This window comes from Pantoea sp., from assembly GCF_039594315.1.
Lineage (GTDB): Bacteria > Pseudomonadota > Gammaproteobacteria > Enterobacterales > Enterobacteriaceae > Pantoea.
Window position 1 is genome coordinate 1 of the sequence record NZ_JBCNNP010000070.1, and the last position, 18,013, is coordinate 18,013.

20 protein-coding genes are annotated in these 18,013 nt (G+C 55.0%); 16 read left to right on the forward strand and 4 right to left on the reverse strand.

Features of this window, described 5'->3' with window-relative positions; genetic code table 11:
* The first annotated feature begins 155 nt into the window (after positions 1-155).
* Positions 156-827, forward strand: a complete 672-nt coding sequence (gene queE, locus ABDW13_RS21585) for a 7-carboxy-7-deazaguanine synthase QueE (RefSeq protein WP_343554581.1) — start codon at positions 156-158, stop codon at positions 825-827.
* A 107-nt stretch (positions 828-934) separates the two neighbouring features.
* On the opposite strand, the gene ABDW13_RS21590 is transcribed toward queE, so the two are convergent.
* Together ABDW13_RS21590 and queD are read right to left on the reverse strand one after the other, a co-directional pair.
* Entirely contained in the window at positions 935-1,534 is a 600-nt protein-coding gene (locus ABDW13_RS21590) for an inorganic diphosphatase (RefSeq protein WP_343554582.1), read from the reverse strand.
* A gap of 131 nt (positions 1,535-1,665) precedes the next feature.
* On the reverse strand, positions 1,666-2,025 hold the full coding sequence (queD, locus tag ABDW13_RS21595; protein WP_343554583.1) for a 6-carboxytetrahydropterin synthase QueD: 360 nt from the start codon (positions 2,023-2,025) through the stop codon (positions 1,666-1,668).
* 297 nt (positions 2,026-2,322) lie between these two features.
* Between queD and cysJ the strand changes: the two genes are divergently transcribed.
* The 3 genes from cysJ to ABDW13_RS21610 are packed head-to-tail and all read left to right on the forward strand — an operon-like array spanning position 2,323 to position 6,580.
* Positions 2,323-4,125, forward strand: a complete 1,803-nt coding sequence (gene cysJ, locus ABDW13_RS21600; RefSeq protein ID WP_343554584.1) for an NADPH-dependent assimilatory sulfite reductase flavoprotein subunit — start codon at positions 2,323-2,325, stop codon at positions 4,123-4,125.
* Entirely contained in the window at positions 4,125-5,849 is a 1,725-nt protein-coding gene (gene cysI / locus ABDW13_RS21605) for an assimilatory sulfite reductase (NADPH) hemoprotein subunit (protein WP_343554585.1), read from the forward strand. Before cysJ ends, cysI begins: the two co-directional genes overlap by 1 nt.
* The gene (locus tag ABDW13_RS21610; RefSeq protein ID WP_343554586.1) at positions 5,846-6,580 is read left to right on the forward strand and encodes a phosphoadenylyl-sulfate reductase; all 735 of its coding nucleotides are present in this window, start codon (positions 5,846-5,848) and stop codon (positions 6,578-6,580) included. Before cysI ends, ABDW13_RS21610 begins: the two co-directional genes overlap by 4 nt.
* A gap of 130 nt (positions 6,581-6,710) precedes the next feature.
* On the opposite strand, the gene ABDW13_RS21615 is transcribed toward ABDW13_RS21610, so the two are convergent.
* Positions 6,711-6,995 (reverse strand): YciI family protein, encoded by a 285-nt coding sequence (locus ABDW13_RS21615; RefSeq protein ID WP_343554587.1) that lies wholly within the window; start codon positions 6,993-6,995, stop codon positions 6,711-6,713.
* A gap of 9 nt (positions 6,996-7,004) precedes the next feature.
* Positions 7,005-8,030, reverse strand: a complete 1,026-nt coding sequence (locus ABDW13_RS21620) for an aminopeptidase (protein WP_343554588.1) — start codon at positions 8,028-8,030, stop codon at positions 7,005-7,007.
* A gap of 248 nt (positions 8,031-8,278) precedes the next feature.
* Here ABDW13_RS21620 and cysG point away from each other — a divergent pair, with 248 nt between their 5' ends.
* The 12 genes from cysG to ABDW13_RS21680 form a co-directional block, all read left to right on the forward strand.
* On the forward strand, positions 8,279-9,694 hold the full coding sequence (cysG, locus tag ABDW13_RS21625) for a siroheme synthase CysG (protein WP_343554589.1): 1,416 nt from the start codon (positions 8,279-8,281) through the stop codon (positions 9,692-9,694).
* A gap of 9 nt (positions 9,695-9,703) precedes the next feature.
* On the forward strand, positions 9,704-10,612 hold the full coding sequence (gene cysD / locus ABDW13_RS21630) for a sulfate adenylyltransferase subunit CysD (protein ID WP_343554590.1): 909 nt from the start codon (positions 9,704-9,706) through the stop codon (positions 10,610-10,612).
* 10 nt (positions 10,613-10,622) lie between these two features.
* Positions 10,623-12,050, forward strand: a complete 1,428-nt coding sequence (cysN, locus tag ABDW13_RS21635; protein WP_343554591.1) for a sulfate adenylyltransferase subunit CysN — start codon at positions 10,623-10,625, stop codon at positions 12,048-12,050.
* Positions 12,050-12,655 carry an adenylyl-sulfate kinase gene (gene cysC / locus ABDW13_RS21640; protein ID WP_343554592.1) on the forward strand — a complete coding sequence of 202 codons (606 nt, stop codon included), beginning with the start codon at positions 12,050-12,052 and terminating at the stop codon, positions 12,653-12,655. The genes cysN and cysC overlap by 1 nt, the downstream gene beginning before the upstream one ends.
* Positions 12,656-12,710: 55 nt before the next feature.
* The gene (locus tag ABDW13_RS21645) at positions 12,711-13,031 is read left to right on the forward strand and encodes a DUF3561 family protein (protein WP_343554593.1); all 321 of its coding nucleotides are present in this window, start codon (positions 12,711-12,713) and stop codon (positions 13,029-13,031) included.
* A gap of 171 nt (positions 13,032-13,202) precedes the next feature.
* The gene (gene ftsB, locus ABDW13_RS21650; protein ID WP_007893240.1) at positions 13,203-13,520 is read left to right on the forward strand and encodes a cell division protein FtsB; all 318 of its coding nucleotides are present in this window, start codon (positions 13,203-13,205) and stop codon (positions 13,518-13,520) included.
* 3 nt (positions 13,521-13,523) lie between these two features.
* The gene (gene ispD / locus ABDW13_RS21655; RefSeq protein WP_343554594.1) at positions 13,524-14,240 is read left to right on the forward strand and encodes a 2-C-methyl-D-erythritol 4-phosphate cytidylyltransferase; all 717 of its coding nucleotides are present in this window, start codon (positions 13,524-13,526) and stop codon (positions 14,238-14,240) included.
* Positions 14,240-14,722 (forward strand): 2-C-methyl-D-erythritol 2,4-cyclodiphosphate synthase, encoded by a 483-nt coding sequence (gene ispF / locus ABDW13_RS21660; RefSeq protein WP_061719965.1) that lies wholly within the window; start codon positions 14,240-14,242, stop codon positions 14,720-14,722. Before ispD ends, ispF begins: the two co-directional genes overlap by 1 nt.
* Positions 14,719-15,762, forward strand: coding sequence for a tRNA pseudouridine(13) synthase TruD (truD, locus tag ABDW13_RS21665; RefSeq protein WP_343554595.1), 1,044 nt, complete (start codon positions 14,719-14,721; stop codon positions 15,760-15,762). The genes ispF and truD overlap by 4 nt, the downstream gene beginning before the upstream one ends.
* Complete coding sequence (gene surE, locus ABDW13_RS21670) at positions 15,743-16,504, forward strand: 5'/3'-nucleotidase SurE (protein ID WP_343554596.1); 762 nt, start codon at positions 15,743-15,745, stop codon at positions 16,502-16,504. The genes truD and surE overlap by 20 nt, the downstream gene beginning before the upstream one ends.
* Positions 16,498-17,124, forward strand: coding sequence for a protein-L-isoaspartate(D-aspartate) O-methyltransferase (locus ABDW13_RS21675; RefSeq protein WP_343554597.1), 627 nt, complete (start codon positions 16,498-16,500; stop codon positions 17,122-17,124). Before surE ends, ABDW13_RS21675 begins: the two co-directional genes overlap by 7 nt.
* Positions 17,125-17,294: 170 nt before the next feature.
* Positions 17,295-18,013, forward strand: a 719-nt coding sequence (locus ABDW13_RS21680) for a LysM peptidoglycan-binding domain-containing protein (RefSeq protein WP_343554598.1), incomplete at its 3' end; no start/stop codon positions are given.

Below are 18,013 nucleotides of genomic sequence, written 5' to 3' on the forward strand. Positions count from 1 at the left end.
TAATGGTCTTATGATGTGGCATAACCTGCCGCGTCATTATTGATAGAGCCCCGCCTTGTGCGGGGCTTTTGCTTTTATTTGGCACGAAGCAGCTGTGAACCGATGGCGAAAATCTGCCATAATCTGCGCCTCGAAATTTTAGATGTGAGTAAAAAATGTTCTACCCGATTAACGAAATGTTCCAGACGCTGCAGGGCGAAGGTTTTTATACCGGCGTTCCGGCGCTGTTCATCCGCTTACAAGGATGTCCGGTGGGCTGTAGCTGGTGCGATACCAAACATACCTGGGAAAAGCACGCGGATCGGGAGACGTCGCTGGGCGATATTTTAGTCAAAACCGTGGAAAGCGATGCGTGGGGCAGCGCCGATGCAGCGATGTTGATTGACACCATCAAGCGTCAAGGTTGGACCGCGCGCCATGTGGTGATCACGGGTGGTGAACCGGCGATTTTTGATCTGCGCCCGCTAACCGAACAATTAGAAGCGGCGGGATTTGCCTGCCAGATCGAAACCAGCGGCACGCATGAAGTGCATTGCTCAGAAGCCACTTGGGTGACGGTTTCACCGAAGGTGAACATGCGCGGCGGTTATGACGTTCTGCCGCAGGCGCTGCAACGCGCGGATGAAATTAAACATCCGGTGGCGCGTGAGCGTGATGTGGAAGCGTTGGATGCGCTGTTGGCAGGTTTGCACGACGATAAAAAACGCATTGTGGCATTGCAGCCCATCAGTCGTGGCGATGCCGCCACCAAACTGTGCATTGAAACCTGTATCGCCCGTAATTGGCGGCTTTCGATGCAGACGCACAAGTATTTGAATATCGCATAACTGCACTGATTCGTAGCGGCGCGATTTATCGCGCATCTTTCAGCAACACCATTGGTGTTAAACGCGCGATAAATCGCGCCGCTACGGGTATTGTGCGATTTGAAATTTTACTGCTTAGCTTTATACGCGTCGAACGCCTGCTTGATTTCAGTCTTGGCTTTCGCCGCATCCTCAAAACCATTCAGCTCGACTTTCTTACGGCCATCTGGCAACTGCTTATACACGCGGAAGAACGCTTGCAGACGCTCCTGCTCCACTTTCGGCAGGTCGCTCATCTCTTTGATGTCGTCATAAGTTGGGTCGATTTTGCTGGTTGGCACCGCGACGATCTTGTCATCCACTTCTCCACCATCAATCATCTTCAGCACGCCAATTGGGCGCAGCTTGATCAACGTACCCGGTTGCAGCGGGGCGCGGGTGTAGAAAATCACATCTAGCGGATCGCCATCGCCGCCCAATGATTGGGTCAGTGAGCCGTAGTTAGCCGGATAGGCCACCGGCATTGACTGGAATCGGTCGGCGACGATAAAGCCGGTTTTGGCATCCGTTTCATATTTGATCATCCCGCCAGCAGGAATCTCAGTCACCGCATAGAACTCATCCGGCACTTTTTCTGGCTGTGGAAAATCGAGAACGTTTTGCGCTTGAACAGCGGCAGAGGCGGAAATCAAAACTGCAATCAGGGAAAGGCGTTTAACCAGTTTCATTGTTGATTCTCTTGATCTTTAATGAAGGAGACAACAACCTAGTGGCAGCAGATGACAGGGAGATTATCAAAAGGTAAAGAAATGTATGGAGAGGAATTCAGGCTGCTAAAGCGCAGCCCGGAAAAACAGCATTAACCTTTGTAAACGCAGCCTGCGGTGCAGGTTTCTTTAATCATCACCGCGCTCAATTCAGGCAGAATCGGCTTCATCTGATCCCAGATCCATTTCGCCAGCACTTCGCTGGTCGGATTTTCCAGACCGGGAATATCATTCAGATAGTGATGATCGAGGCGATCGTAGATCGGCATAAACGCCGCTTTCAGTTCGGCAAAATCCATGACCCAACCGGTATGTGCATCCACTTCACCGGTAATTTCTAATCGCACCAGGAATGAATGGCCATGCAAACGTCCGCATTTATGACCTTCCGGCACATGCGGTAAACGGTGGGCAGATTCAAACTGGAACTCTTTAAATAGCGTGGTAGACATAATGGCTCTCAGACTTAAAAACCGCTGAAGTCTACCTGAAATGCAGATTTTTCGCACTCGCTGCGCGTGAAAAGGGCATTTTAGCGCCTTTGCATCGGCAACCGCTTAATTAACCTATTGAATATCTTCGGCTTGATTAACCACTTTTGCTGGTTAACTTTACCGATAAAACCACTTAGTCGTTTTGGTTATTTGATATGTCGAAGGCGTATTTAATCGTTAATATACAGCCCGGTAACCTACCCATACTTTCGCAACATCTTGATCCGGCCTTCTGACACTGGAATTTTTAACGCAATGACGACTCAGGCACCAGGTTCACTGCTTCCGCTATCACCGGAGCAACTCGCGCGCTTACAGGCGGCAACCACGGATTTCAACACCACGCAGATGGCCTGGCTCTCCGGCTATTTCTGGGGCATGGTCAATCAGACGCCGGGCGCTGCTGCCGCACCTGCGCCAGTTCAGGCTGAAACGCCAACTATCACGCTGATTTCCGCCTCGCAGACCGGGAATGCACGTCGCCTGGCAGAACAGCTGCGTGATGACCTGTTGGCTGCCAAATTAGGCGTCAATCTGGTCAATGCGGGCGATTACAAATTCAAGCAAATTGCGCAGGAAAAGCTGCTGGTAGTGGTGACGTCAACGCAAGGCGAGGGTGAACCGCCGGAAGAAGCCGTGGCGTTGCATAAATTCCTGCTGTCGAAGAAAGCGCCGAAGTTCGAGGGAACCGCATTTGCCGTGTTCGGCCTTGGCGATACCTCTTATGAATTTTTCAGCAAAGCCGGTAAAGATTTCGATGAGCGCCTGGCTGAACTGGGTGCAGAACGTCTGCTGGATCGCGTTGATGCCGACGTTGAATATAAAGATCAGGCCACGGCCTGGCGTCAACAACTGACCGAAATCCTCAAAGCTCGCGTGCCGAGCGAATCGCCGGCGCAGGCGGCAATCACCGCAGCAGGCAGCGTCAATCTGGTCGATAGCAGCCCGTACAGCAAAGAAGAGCCATTGGTGGCCAGCTTTGCGCTTAACCAGAAAATCACCGGACGTGATTCGGATAAAGATGTGCGCCATATCGAAATCGATCTGGGTGATTCTGGATTACGTTATCAGCCGGGCGATGCGCTCGGCGTATGGTTTGATAATGATGCCGAGCTGGTGCAGGAATTGCTGCAATTAGTATGGCTGAAAGGCGACGAACCGGTTGAGGTACAGGGCAAAACCTTGCCGCTGGCCGAGGCGCTGCAACAGCATTTCGAGCTCACCGTGAATACGCCGCAGATCGTCGAGCAGTACGCGGCGTTGTCGCGCAACGATGCGCTGCTGGAACTGGCCGGTGATAAGCCAAAGTTGCAGAGCTATGCGCAGAGCTTCCCGATTGTCGATATGGTGCGTCAGGCGCCAACCGAATTGAACGCTGAGCAATTAACCGGTCTGTTGCGTCCATTGACGCCGCGCCTGTACTCGATTGCTTCCTCGCAGGCTGAAACCGAAAGCGAAGTGCATATCACCGTCGGTGCGGTGCGCTTCGAAATTGACGGTCGCCAGCGCGGCGGCGGCGCATCAACCTGGCTGGCGGATCGCATCGAAGAAGAGGGTGAAATTCGCGTCTTCATTGAGCACAACGACAACTTCCGCTTGCCAGCTAATCCAGAAACGCCAGTGATCATGATTGGTCCGGGCACCGGTATCGCGCCGTTCCGCGCCTTTATGCAGCAGCGTGATAACGATGGCGCAGGCGGCAAAAACTGGCTGTTCTTCGGCAATCCGCACTTCACCGATGATTTCCTCTATCAGGTGGAATGGCAGAAGTATGTGAAAGACGGCTTGCTGACTAACATTGATCTGGCGTGGTCGCGTGACCAGGCCGAGAAAGTTTACGTACAAGATAAAATCTGCGCCAAAGGTGCGGAGGTGTGGAGCTGGATACAAGAAGGCGCGCACCTTTACGTCTGCGGCGACGCCAATCGCATGGCGAAAGACGTTGAGCAGGCATTACTGGATGTGGTGGTCGAACACGGCGGCATGGATCGTGAAACGGCTGACGAATTTTTAAGTGAGCTGCGCATTGAGCGCCGTTATCAGCGAGACGTTTACTAATGAGCGAAAAACATCCTGGGCCGCTGGTCGTTGAAGGCAAGCTGGTCGACGCTGAGCGTCTAAAAAAACAGAGCAACTACCTACGCGGCACCATCCTTGAGGATCTCGACGATGGCCTGACCGGCGGTTTTAGTGGCGATAACTTCCTGCTGATCCGTTTCCACGGCATGTACCAGCAGGATGACCGCGATATTCGTGCCGAGCGCGCCGCGCAGAAGCTCGAACCGCGCCACGCCATGATGCTGCGTTGCCGTTTACCGGGCGGCATCATCACGCCAACCCAATGGCTGGCGATTGATAAATTTGCTACCGAGAAAACCATTTACGGCAGCATCCGTTTGACCAACCGTCAAACCTTTCAGTTTCACGGCATTCTGAAGAAGAACGTCAAGCCGACACATCAAATGTTGCACGAAGTGGGACTCGACGCGCTGGCAACCGCCAACGACGTAAACCGTAACGTGCTGTGCACCTCGAACCCAGTGGAATCGGAACTGCATCAGGAAGCGTACGAGTGGGCGAAAAAGCTCTCCGAACACTTGCTGCCGCAAACCCGCGCTTACGCTGAGATTTGGTGGGATAAAGAGAAAGTCGCCACTACCGATAAAGAGCCGATCCTCGGTGAAACCTATCTGCCGCGTAAGTTTAAAACTACCGTGGTGGTGCCGCCGCATAACGATGTGGATCTGCACGCCAACGATCTGAACTTCATTGCCATCGCCGAGAAGGGCAAGCTGATTGGCTTTAACCTGTTAGTAGGCGGTGGGTTGTCGATTGATCACGGCAACAAAGCCACCTATGCGCGTACCGCAAGCGAGTTTGGCTTCCTGCCGGTTGAGAAGATTCTCGACGTGGCGGCGGCAGTCGTCACTGTGCAGCGTGATTGGGGTAACCGTACCGATCGTAAAAATGCCAAGACTAAATACACGCTGGAACGCGTTGGTGTGGAGACGTTTAAAGCCGAAGTGGAAAAACGCGCCGGCATCACCTTTGAGCCAACCCGTCCGTATGCGTTTACTACGCGCGGCGATCGCATTGGCTGGGTGAAAGGTATCGATAAAAAATGGCATCTGACATTGTTTATCGAAAACGGTCGTTTGCTGGATTATCCGGGCCGTCCGCTGAAACGCGGCATCGCTGAAATTGCCAAAGTGCATCAAGGTGATTTCCGTTTGACCGCCAACCAGAACCTGATTGTCGCGGGCGTGCCAGAGAAACAAAAGGCGCAGATCGAAGCCATCGCCCGTGAACACGGTTTGATGGAAGCGGTGACGCCACAGCGTGAAAACTCAATGGCGTGCGTGGCGTTCCCAACTTGTCCGTTGGCGATGGCCGAAGCCGAGCGCTTCCTGCCGTCGTTCGTAACCAAAGTAGAAGAGATCATGCACAAGCATGGTGTCGGCGAAGAGCACATAGTGTTACGCGTTACCGGTTGCCCGAATGGCTGTGGCCGTGCTTTGCTGGCAGAGTTGGGCTTGGTCGGCAAAGCGCCGGGCCGTTACAACTTACACATCGGCGGCAACCGCGTCGGTACGCGCATTCCGCGTATGTATCGCGAGAACATCAACGAAGGTGAGATTCTGGCCAGCATCGACGAACTGGTGGCGCGCTGGGCCACTGAACGTCAGGCCGATGAAGGCTTCGGCGATTTCGTGATTCGCGCGGGCATTATCAAAGCCGTGGTTGATCCCGCCCGTGATTTTTGGGACTCGGAGGCAGTATGACGGTACTCGATCTCGCAGCACTGAATGGTTCATCAAAAGTTGACCGCATCATGGCGTTGGCAGAAAGCAACGTGCAGTTGGAGAAGCTTTCTGCGGAGCAACGCGTCAGCTGGGCTTTAGAACAGTTGCCTGGCGCGTTTGTGCTGTCATCCAGTTTTGGTATTCAGGCGGCGGTTTTGCTGCATATGGTGACGCAGCAGAAGCCGGATATTCCGGTGATCCTGACCGATACCGGCTATCTGTTCCCGGAAACCTATCGCTTTATTGATGAACTGACGGAAAAGCTCAATCTCAACTTGCAGATCTTCCGCGCCGAGACATCGCCGGTGTGGCAGGAAGCGCGTTACGGCAAACTGTGGGAGCAGGGCGTCGAAGGGATTGAGCAATACAACCAGATCAACAAGGTTGAACCGATGAACCGCGCGCTGGAAACGCTGGGCGCGCAAACCTGGTTTGCTGGCCTGCGCCGCGATCAATCTGGCAGTCGCGCCAGCTTGCCGGTTTTAGCAGTACAGCGTGGCGTGTTCAAGATTCTGCCGATCATTGATTGGGATAACCGTCAGGTGCATCAGTATCTGACTAAACATGGACTGAAGTATCACCCGCTGTGGGATGAAGGTTATCTGTCGGTTGGCGATACGCATACTACTAAGAAGTGGGAACCGGGTATGGCAGAAGAAGAGACACGCTTCTTTGGCCTCAAGCGCGAGTGTGGGTTACACGAAGGTTGATGGAGTGCTAAGGATCATGGTGCTCGCTGCCCCTCACCCCAGCCCTCTCCCGCACGCGGGAGAGGGAGCTAAATAGTCCCTTCTCCCGCGTGCGGGAGAAGGTTAGGATGAGGGACAAAGCGCACCGCCCCTAAATCCCCTGCAACGCCGCAAACTCTGCTGCCGAGCGCGTCACATTCACCTTAGTCACTTCATAATTTGCCACCGCGACAAACGGATCTTCCGCCAGGATGGTATCCAGCCGCGCGCGATCAATATCCTTCACCAGCAGCACGCCGCCGGTGCGCGGATCTTTACGTCCTGCCGCAATAAACACGCCGCTGTCAAAATAGCGATTCAGCCAATGCACATGCGGCTCGAGTAACGCTTCCACTTCTTCAACCGGACGGAAATAGTTTAAATAGACCACGTACATAGTAAATCCTTAGGTTGTTGGGTTAGTGAGTTCGGTCAGCAGCGGCAACAGAATCTTCACGCTGTCGCGCGTGCGTTGGGTGATGCGCCCAGGCAGCCAGTGATCGAGGTAATTAAGGTTATCGCGCTCGGTTTGATGGCGCACGCTGCCCTCCGGGAAATGGCTGGAGCGTGCACGCTGCTGCTGTCCATCTTTGTTGCCCAGTGTCCAGTTGGCGGCCGTCACGTCGAGCAATGGCATACCGGCTTTATCAAACGGATTAACGCCAGGATAATCGCGCGCCGTCATGGCGTGGCTGACCGCTGAAATCCCATAGCGATGCGCCAGCTGCAAAGCGCGGGCGCTGGTCTGCTTGCGCACCGCCGATGGCGTATTAATGCCGCTATTGAAGTAAAGATGATCGCCGACGATCAGGCTGTTGAGATCGATCACCAGCAGGGTGTTTTTCTTCTCCTGCGCGCTCATGCGCGTCAGATAATCGTCCATGCCGTGCAAACCGGCTTCACCGGCGCTCAGGGCCACGAAGCGCACGCCATAGTGCAGCCGTGTTTTACTCAGCGCTTGCGCCAGTTCCAGCATCACGCCCAAACCCGATGCGTTGTCATCCACGCCCTGCAAGCGCAGGCCGCCGAGATTGTTGTCCGCTTCATGGCGGCTGAGCGGCGTCCAGGTATCCAGATGCGTGACAATCAGGATCTCCTGCGGCACTTCACCGGCGCGTGCGGCAATTACCGAGGTGGCGGTGACTTTATGCGGCCGGCTTTGCCCTTTTTTCTCCGTCCAGTTGTAGCTGGTGTTGAATTGGCGCGTATTGCTTTGATAACCGAGCTGGCTAAATTGCTGCTGCAAGTAATCGGCGGTGAGCAATTCGGCTGGGCTGCCGCTCATGCGGCCGGGAAAATAGGTGGCGATGTGGCGTAGTTGCTGTTCAGCATAATGCCCCGGCGCGGCGGAGGTGCTCGCAGCCTGAGCCAATAAAGGCAAACCGCCCGCAATCAGTGCTGCCAGCACGCAGCGGCGGAAAGTGGCAAACATAGTGATAGTCCTTTTCTGACATCCAGTGATGCTAAAAAAATTCCGAGATAGTATGAAACTGTGATGACGCTTGCACAATTTGATTTGCTCCGAAACACCAGCAATATCATTTGTTAAGCACAAAATGTTATCAGCAATCCTGGGTCGTTATTCCATTCGGTAACTACTCATTCCAATTCGTAATTTCATCTGTTTGAAGGGCGGGACGTATAGTCGCGTTAACTTATTGTAAAACTAGCAAGGTTAACGTGGATTATCTGCCTCTCTTTGCCGATCTCAAAAGCCGTCCGGTGCTGGTTGTCGGCGGTGGTGAAATCGCTGCGCGCAAAATTGAACTGCTGCGTCGCGCCGGTGCGCGCGTGTTGGTAGCCGCGCGCGATCTCGGCCATGAGCTGCAGGCGCTGCTGGACATAGAGGCGATTGAATGGATCGCCCACAGCTTTGATCCGGCACAGCTGGACAACGTATTTCTGGTGATCGCTGCCACCGATGACAACGCGCTCAATGCGCAGGTATTCGACGCTGCCAACGCGCGCCACAAGCTGGTGAACGTGGTGGACGATCAGCCGAAATGCAGCTTTATCTTCCCGTCGATTGTCGATCGTTCGCCGTTAGTGGTGGCGATCTCCTCCAGCGGCACCGCGCCAGTGTTAGCGCGCTTGCTGCGTGAAAAAATTGAAGCGCTGTTGCCCGCCAATCTTGGTCAGATGGCTGAAGTCGCCGGACAGTGGCGCGATAAGGTCAAGCAGCGTTATCGCAGCATGTCTGAACGCCGCCGTTTCTGGGAACGCGCGTTTAACGGCTTGTTTGCTAGCCAGATGGCAGCAGGCAATGTGCATGAAGCGCGCCGCACGCTGGATCGCGAGCTGGAGAACACTAACGACAATCAAGGCGAAATCACGCTGGTGGGCGCCGGTCCGGGTGACAGCGGCTTGCTGACGCTGCGTGGCTTACAAGTGATGCAGCTGGCGGATGTGGTGCTGTATGACCATCTGGTCAGCGATGACGTGCTGGAATTAGTGCGCCGCGATGCCGATCGCATCTGCGTCGGTAAACGCGCTGGCGCGCATTCGGTGCCGCAAGAAGAGACCAACCAAATGCTGGTGACGCTGGCGCAACAAGGCAAGCGCGTGGTGCGGCTGAAAGGCGGCGATCCGTTTATCTTTGGTCGCGGCGGCGAAGAGTTACAGGCCGCGCAGGCCGCTGGCATTCCGTTCCAGGTGGTGCCCGGCATCACCGCGGCAGCGGGTGCGACGGCTTACGCCGGTATTCCGCTGACCCATCGTGATTACGCGCAGAGCGTGATGTTTATTACCGGACATTGCCGCGCTGACGGCGAAGGCATTGATTGGCCATCGTTGGCGCGCGCAAAACAGACCTTAGCGATTTATATGGGCACGGTGAAAGCGGCGGAAATCGCGGCCGGGCTTATCGAACATGGGCGCGCGGCGTCAACGCCAGTGGCGGTTATTGGGCGCGGTACGCGTCAGGATCAGCAGGTTCTGACCGGAACCCTGGATCAACTGGAAACGCTGGCCGCCGCCGCGCCAACGCCAGCACTGTTAGTGATTGGCGAAGTGGTCAATTTGCACGGGCAATTGGCCTGGTTCCAACATTCGGCACAGCAGGGGGCTCGCGAGTCCGCCGTTGTCAATTTGGCTTGAGGAAAAATTATGGACCAAAATCGACTTACTCATCTGCGCCAACTGGAGGCAGAGAGTATCCATATCATCCGCGAGGTGGCGGCCGAGTTCAGCAATCCGGTGATGATGTACTCCATCGGTAAAGACTCCTCGGTGATGCTGCATCTGGCGCGCAAAGCCTTCTATCCGGGCACGCTGCCGTTTCCGCTGCTGCATGTTGATACCGGCTGGAAATTCCGTGAAATGTACGAGTTCCGCGATCGCACGGTAAAAGCGATGGGCGCGGAGCTGCTGGTGCATCGTAACCCGGAAGGCGTGGCGATGGGCATCAACCCGTTCGTGCACGGTAGCGCCAAACACACCGACATCATGAAAACCGAAGGTCTGAAGCAAGCGCTGAACAAATACGGTTTTGATGCGGCGTTTGGTGGTGCTCGTCGTGATGAAGAGAAATCTCGCGCCAAAGAGCGTATCTATTCGTTCCGCGATCGTTTCCATCGTTGGGACCCGAAAAATCAGCGTCCAGAGCTGTGGCACAACTACAACGGCCAGATTAATAAAGGCGAAAGCATCCGCGTGTTCCCGCTCTCCAACTGGACCGAGCTGGATATCTGGCAGTACATCTTCCTGGAAAACATTGAGATCGTGCCACTGTATCTCGCTGCGCCGCGTCCGGTGCTGGAGCGTGATGGCATGCTGATGATGATCGATGACGATCGTATCGATTTGCAGCAAGGCGAAGTGATCAAACAGCGTATGGTGCGTTTCCGTACGCTGGGCTGCTGGCCGCTGACCGGCGCGGTGGAATCAGAGGCGCAGACGCTGCCGGAAATTATTGAAGAGATGCTGGTCTCCACCACCAGTGAACGCCAGGGACGTGTAATTGACCGTGACCAGGCCGGTTCGATGGAAATGAAAAAACGTCAGGGTTATTTCTAAGGAGACGCAGATGAATACCGTTATTGCACAACAGATTGCCGATCAGGGTGGCGTAGAAGCCTGGCTGACCGCGCAACAACACAAAAGCCTGCTGCGTTTCCTCACCTGCGGTAGCGTCGACGACGGCAAAAGTACACTGATTGGTCGCCTGCTGCACGATACGCGTCAAATCTATGAAGATCAGCTGTCATCGCTGCACAACGACAGCAAACGTCACGGTACGCAGGGTGAGAAGCTCGATCTAGCACTACTGGTGGATGGTTTGCAGGCTGAGCGCGAGCAGGGCATCACCATTGATGTTGCGTATCGTTACTTCTCCACCGAGAAGCGCAAATTCATCATCGCTGACACGCCGGGACACGAACAGTACACGCGTAACATGGCTACTGGCGCATCAACCTGCGACCTGGCGATCCTGCTGATCGATGCGCGCAAAGGCGTGCTGGATCAAACACGTCGTCACAGCTTTATCTCAACGCTGCTGGGCATCAAGCACTTGGTGGTCGCCATCAATAAGATGGATCTGGTGGATTACAAGCAAGAGACGTTTGAGCAGATCAAACAGGATTACCTCGATTTCGCCGCACAGCTGCCGGAAGATCTCGATATTCGCTTTGTACCGATGTCCGCGCTGGAAGGCGATAACGTGGCAACGCCGAGCGTCACTATGCCGTGGTACAGCGGCCCAACGCTGCTTGATGTGCTGGAAACCGTGGAACTGAACCGCGTGGTCGATCATCAGCCAATGCGTTTCCCGGTGCAGTACGTTAACCGTCCGAACCTCGATTTCCGTGGCTATGCCGGTACGCTGGCGTCTGGCGTGGTAAAAGTCGGTCAGCGCGTGAAAGTGCTGCCTTCTGGTGTTGAATCGACCGTTTCACGCATCGTTACTTTTGATGGCGATCTGCCAGAAGCGGGTGCCGGTGAAGCGATTACCTTGGTGTTAAAAGATGAGATCGACATCAGCCGTGGCGATTTGCTGGTGGATGCGGCGGCTGAACTGCAAGCGGTGCAATCCGCCAACGTGGATGTGGTGTGGATGGCGGAACAGCCGTTACAGCCGGGCCAAAGCTACGAAGTGAAGATCGCCGGCAAGAAAACCCGCGCTCGCGTTGAGAAGGTGATCCATCAGGTTGAGATCAACTCACTGGAGAAACACACCGTCGACAGCTTGCCGCTCAACGGCATTGGCCTAGTTGAACTGACCTTTGACGAACCGATGGTGCTGGATGCGTATCGCCAGAATCCGGTGACGGGCGGCATGATCTTCATTGATCGCCTCAGCAACGTTACGGTTGGCGCGGGCATGATCAATCAGCCGCTCACCGACGTACGCGCTTCAGCGGGCCAGTTCAGCGATTTCGAGCTGGAACTCAACGCGCTGGTGCGTCGTCACTTCCCACACTGGAACGCACGCGATCTGCTGGGTGGCAAGTAATGGCGCATCACGATGAAAACGTGGTGTGGCACGATCATCCGGTCACGCGCGAGGAGCGTGAACAGCAGCACGGCCATCAAGGTGTGGTGCTGTGGTTCACCGGACTTTCCGGCTCGGGGAAATCCACTGTGGCGGGCGCGTTGGAGCAGGCGCTGCATCGCGCCGGTGTGAACACTTATTTGCTGGATGGTGACAACGTGCGTCACGGCCTGTGCCGTGATCTCGGCTTCAGCGATGACGATCGTAAAGAGAACATTCGCCGCGTAGGTGAAGTGGCGAAGCTGATGGTTGATGCCGGTTTAGTGGTGCTGACGGCCTTTATCTCGCCGCACCGCGCAGAGCGCCAAATGGTGCGTGATTTACTGGCTTCCGGCCAGTTCATCGAAGTGTTTGTTGATACGCCATTGGCAGTGTGCGAAGCGCGCGATCCCAAAGGTTTATACAAAAAAGCCCGTGCTGGTGAGCTGCGTAATTTCACCGGCATTGATAGCGTGTATGAAGCGCCAGAACAGCCCGAAATCCACCTTAATGGCGAACAATTGGTTACAAAACTGACCGGCCAATTGTTAGACCTGATGCGTCACCGCGATATCATCAGATCCTGAACCGACAGCGGCAAATCCACCCGGGTTTGCCGCGCTTAGCGTCAACAGGATCTCTATGCAGAACGTAACGCCCATGCTGGCACGTAAAGATGAACGCACCCCGGATGAGCCACGCTCGTCATTGCCGGGCGGCGTGATTGGCTTTCTCTCGTACTGGTGTGCACTGGCGATTCCGTTCGTGCTCTACGGCTCCAACACGCTGTTCTTCTTCCTCTACACCTGGCCATTCTTCCTCGCCTTGTTGCCGGTTTCGGTGCTGATTGGCATCGTGCTCAGCCTGATGTTCCGCACACATTTATTCTGGAGCGCGATTGTCACCACGGCGGTGGTAATCTGCTTGTTCTGGTTGCTGTTCTCATTTCTCTCTGGTTGGTAACCTCCAGCTGATGTGCAAACGCATCGGCAGGTTACAAAACTTTACCTGCCGTCTCGCGATTCTCCCTGTCATTATTTGTGCAGACAAACGCGCGTATACGCCATTTTCGCTGCCGCTGTGGAGTCCTGCGTCAAGTTATGGGATGATTGGGCCGTTTTTCAGGGGGCGGGGATGGGAAAACTGACGTTACTGCTACTCGTGCTGCTGGGATGGCTTCAATATTCCCTGTGGCTGGGTAAGAACGGTATTCATGACTATACGCGCGTCAACGAAGACGTCGCGTCACAACAGGCGAATAACGCCAAGCTTAAAGCGCGTAACGATCAGCTGTTTGCCGAAATTGACGATCTCAATGGCGGTTCAGAAGCGATTGAGGAACGCGCACGTAATGAACTGGGCATGATTAAGCCCGGTGAGACTTTCTATCGTCTGGTGCCAGACCAGAATAAACGTAACGCGCAACAAGCTGCGCAAAATCAACAGCGATAAGCCATGAACCAGCGCCCGATCCATGCGGATGTGATTGCCGTGGTGCCCGCCGCAGGTGTGGGCAGCCGCATGCAGGCTGCCTGCCCAAAACAGTATCTGACTATTGGTCAATTCACCCTTCTTGAACACAGCGTCGCGCGACTGCTGGCCCATCCTGCGGTAAAGCAGGTGGTGGTGCCGGTCAGTAATGATGATGGCTGGTTTGATTCTCTGCCGTTGGCGCAGGATTCCCGCGTTTTACGCGTCACCGGCGGCGATACGCGTGCCGAATCGGTACTGGCGGGCCTGCAAGCAATTCCTCACAGCGGCTGGGTGTTGGTGCACGACGCTGCGCGTCCTTGCCTGCATCCCGACGATTTAACGCGTTTGCTGGCGGTGCGCGAGCACAGCCACGTTGGCGCGATCCTGGCTGCGCCGGTACGCGACACGATGAAGCGTGCTGAACCGGGCAAAACCGCCATCGCCCATACCGTTGAGCGTGAAGATTTATGGCACGCGTTAACACCGCAATTTTTCCCTCATCAACTGCTGACCGCTTGCTTGACGCGTGCACTCAATGAAGGCGCTACCATTACTGATGAAGCGTCGGCGCTAGAGTATTGCGGCTATCATCCGGAATTGGTGAGCGGACGCAGCGACAATATTAAGGTGACGCGGCCAGAAGATCTGGCGCTGGCGGCCTTTTATCTTACCCAGATTCAGTTACAGGAGAGCGCATGATGCGTATCGGTCACGGTTTTGACGTTCACGCTTTTGGCGGCGAAGGTCCGTTAGTGATTGGCGGGGTGCGTATTCCCTTCGAACACGGTTTTATTGCCCATTCAGATGGCGATGTGGCGCTGCATGCTTTAACTGACGCGCTGCTGGGCGCAGTGGCGATGGGCGACATCGGCAAGTTATTCCCGGACACCGATCCGGCGTTCAAAGGTGCGGACAGCCGTGGTTTGCTGCGTGAAGCCTGGCGCCGCATTCAGCTGAAAGGCTATCGCATCGGCAACGTCGATGTGACCATCATCGCGCAGGCACCGAAAATGTTGCCGCATGTCCCACAGATGCGCGTCAATATCGCTGAAGATCTTGGCTGCCATATGGACGACGTTAACGTCAAAGCCACCACCACCGAAAAGCTCGGCTTTACCGGTCGCGGCGAAGGCATTGCTTGCGAAGCAGTGGCGCTGCTGATTAAGGCCGATCAGGCATGAGTGAGCTGCTTTACCTGCATGGCAAACCCAGCGCCACCGGCGTGATCAAAGCCAATCCCGAAGATTTCGTGGTGATTGAAGATCTTGGCTATCCCTATGATGGTGAAGGGGAACAGTTGCTGGTGCGCATACGCAAAATTGGCTGCAACACACGATTTGTCGCGGAAGCCATCGCCAAATTTCTCGGCGTGCCGGTACGCGATCTTAGCTATGCCGGCATGAAAGATCGCCATGCGGTGACCGAACAAACGCTGTGCTTCCGTGTGCCGGGAAATGGCATGCCGAATCTGGCGGGCTTCCAACTGGAAGGCGTGGAAATCCTGCAAGTGATTCGTCATAAGCGCAAACTACGCACCGGCGCGCTGGCAGGCAATGCGTTCCGTTTAATCGTGCGGCAGATTTCCGACCGCAGCGCAGTCGAAACACGCTTACAACAGATTCAGCAAGACGGCGTGCCGAATTATTTCGGCGAGCAGCGTTTTGGCCGCGGCGGCAATAACCTGACCCAGGCGAAACAGTGGGCGAAGGATTCATTTCGTCCGCGCGATCGCAATATGAAAGGTTTGCTGTTGTCAGCCACGCGCAGCTATCTGTTTAATCAGGTGACCAGTGCGCGTTTGCAGCGTGACGGCGCGCTGGATAAGGTGCACGTTGGTGATGCGGTGCAACTCGCCGGACGCGGCAGTTGGTTTGTCGCGCAGGCTGAAGAGCTGGATGATGTGCAACAACGGGTTGATCATCATCAACTGCGCCTCACCGCGCCGCTGCCGGGTCGCGGCGATGCTGGCCCACAAGGCGATGCGTTGCTTTTTGAGCAGCAAAGCCTGGCAGGCGCGGAAGAATTGATTACACTGCTGGAGCGCGAGCGTGTCGATGCCGCTCGCCGTGCGATGCTGGTGGTACCAAAGGATCTGCACTGGGATTGGTGGGATGACGTGACGCTGGAAATGCAGTTTTGGTTGCCCGCCGGCAGTTTTGCTACCAGCGTGGTGCGTGAGCTTCTCCAACAAGAAGGTAACGATGCGGATATTGCTGAGTAACGATGACGGGATCCATGCGCCGGGCATTCAGACGCTGGCGCGTGCCTTGCGTGAATTTGCCGAGGTTCAGGTAGTCGCGCCCGATCGCAATCGCAGCGGCGCATCCAACTCGCTGACTTTAGAAACGCCGCTGCGCACCTTCACCCATGAAAACGGCGACATTGCGGTGCAGATGGGGACGCCAACGGATTGCGTGTTTCTTGGCGTGAACAAGCTCATGCAGCCGCGTCCCGATATTGTGGTGTCGGGCATCAATGCCGGTCCAAATCTTGGCGATGATGTGATCTACTCCGGTACGGTGGCGGCAGCGATGGAAGGCCGCCACCTTGGATTGCCTGCGCTCGCCGTTTCGCTTAACGGACATCAGCATTACGATACCGCCGCTGCGGTAACGTGCACGCTGTTGCGAGCTTTATCACATGCGCCGCTGCGTACTGGCCGCATTCTCAATATCAATGTTCCTGATTTGCCGTTGGCCGACATCAAAGGTTTTCGCGTGACCCGTTGTGGTAGCCGCCATCCTGCTGATCAGGTGATCTGCACTGAAGATCCACGCGGTCAGCCGCTGTATTGGATTGGTCCTCCAGGCGAGAAACTTGATGCTGGCCCCGATACCGATTTCGCCGCTGTTGATGCGGGCTATGTTTCACTTACTGCGCTGCACGTGGATTTGACCGCGCACGCTGCGCAACAGGTACTAAGTGACTGGCTAATCCAGGCTGAGGTAAAGCTGGCATGGTGAATCGCCGCATCGAAACGCTGCTGGAGCAACTGCGCGCGCAGGGCATTCATGATGAATTGATATTGAAAGCCATCGCCGATGTGCCACGTGAGCGTTTTATCGATGAGGCGTTTGAGCACAAAGCCTGGGAAAACGTGGCGCTGCCGATTGGCAACGGGCAGACCATCTCACAGCCTTACATGGTGGCGCGTATGACTGCCTTGTTAGAGCTCAATCCGGAATCGCGCGTGCTGGAGATCGGCACCGGTTCAGGTTATCAGACCGCTATTCTGGCGCATCTGGTCAATCATGTTTATTCCGTCGAACGCATCAAAGGGTTGCAGTGGCAGGCCAAACGCCGCTTGAAGCAACTCGATCTCCACAATATCTCAACGCGTCACGGCGACGGCTGGCAAGGTTGGCCGGCACGCGGCCCGTTTGATGCCATCATTGTCACCGCCGCTCCACCCGAAATTCCGACTTTACTGATAGCGCAATTAGGAGAAGGCGGCAAAATGGTGCTCCCGGTGGGTGAAGACCAGCAAGTGTTAAAGCGTCTACGCCGCCAGGGTGATGAATTGATTGAAGAAATCATCGAGCCAGTGCGCTTCGTCCCTTTGGTTCAGGGCGATCTGGCCTGAGCCGTCGTTACGCAATTCTTCACAACTGTGTCATGGCACGGCACAGTTGATATTGTTACTATCCTTATTTATCAATGCTAAAAACCGTATATAACGTTACGCGCAGTGGATAATGCGGTTAACGTCGTTACATATTTATTCAGGGTTGCCATCACGGGGGATCAGTGAGCATGGGAAGCACAGCATTTCAATTACGCCGTTTGGCGGCACTTTCTTTGGTAGGTTTTTGGCTGGCAGGCTGTAGTTCTGGCGACAATACACAAGCACCTATTAGCCAGATTGGTGGTAGCAATAGCGATAGCGGTATGGCATCAGCCCCAACTGGCGGCATGGCTTCAGCACCAACTGGCGGCATGATGTCGTCGCAAAACAGCACTGTACCCGCGATGCCACGCGGCGGAATGTTAAGCGGCGGTACACCGTCTGCGCAGCCGTCCGGTGGAATGGTAAGTGACAATAATAATGTGACCACAGAAAATGGTCACATTGTGTACAATCGCAATTATGGGAATATTCCTAAAGGCAGTTATGGCGGCGAAACTTACACCGTAAAACGCGGTGATACGCTGTTCTACATTGCCTGGATTACCGGCAATGATTTCCGCGATCTTGCGCAACGCAACAACATCGCCGCCCCGTATGGCTTGAATGCTGGGCAAACTCTGCAGGTTGGCAACGGCAACGGTCAAACCATTACCGGTGGTAACGCAATAACCGCAGCGGATGCAACGCAAGGCGGTGTGCCGGCGACGCCAAACCAATCGCAAATTAAATCCACCCCTGTTGCACAGCAACCTGTTATTACGTATTCTGATGATTCGGGTAATTCGTCGGGTAGCAAATTGCTGCCGTCGAAAGGAGCAAATAATGTGGCAACGACCACAGCTCC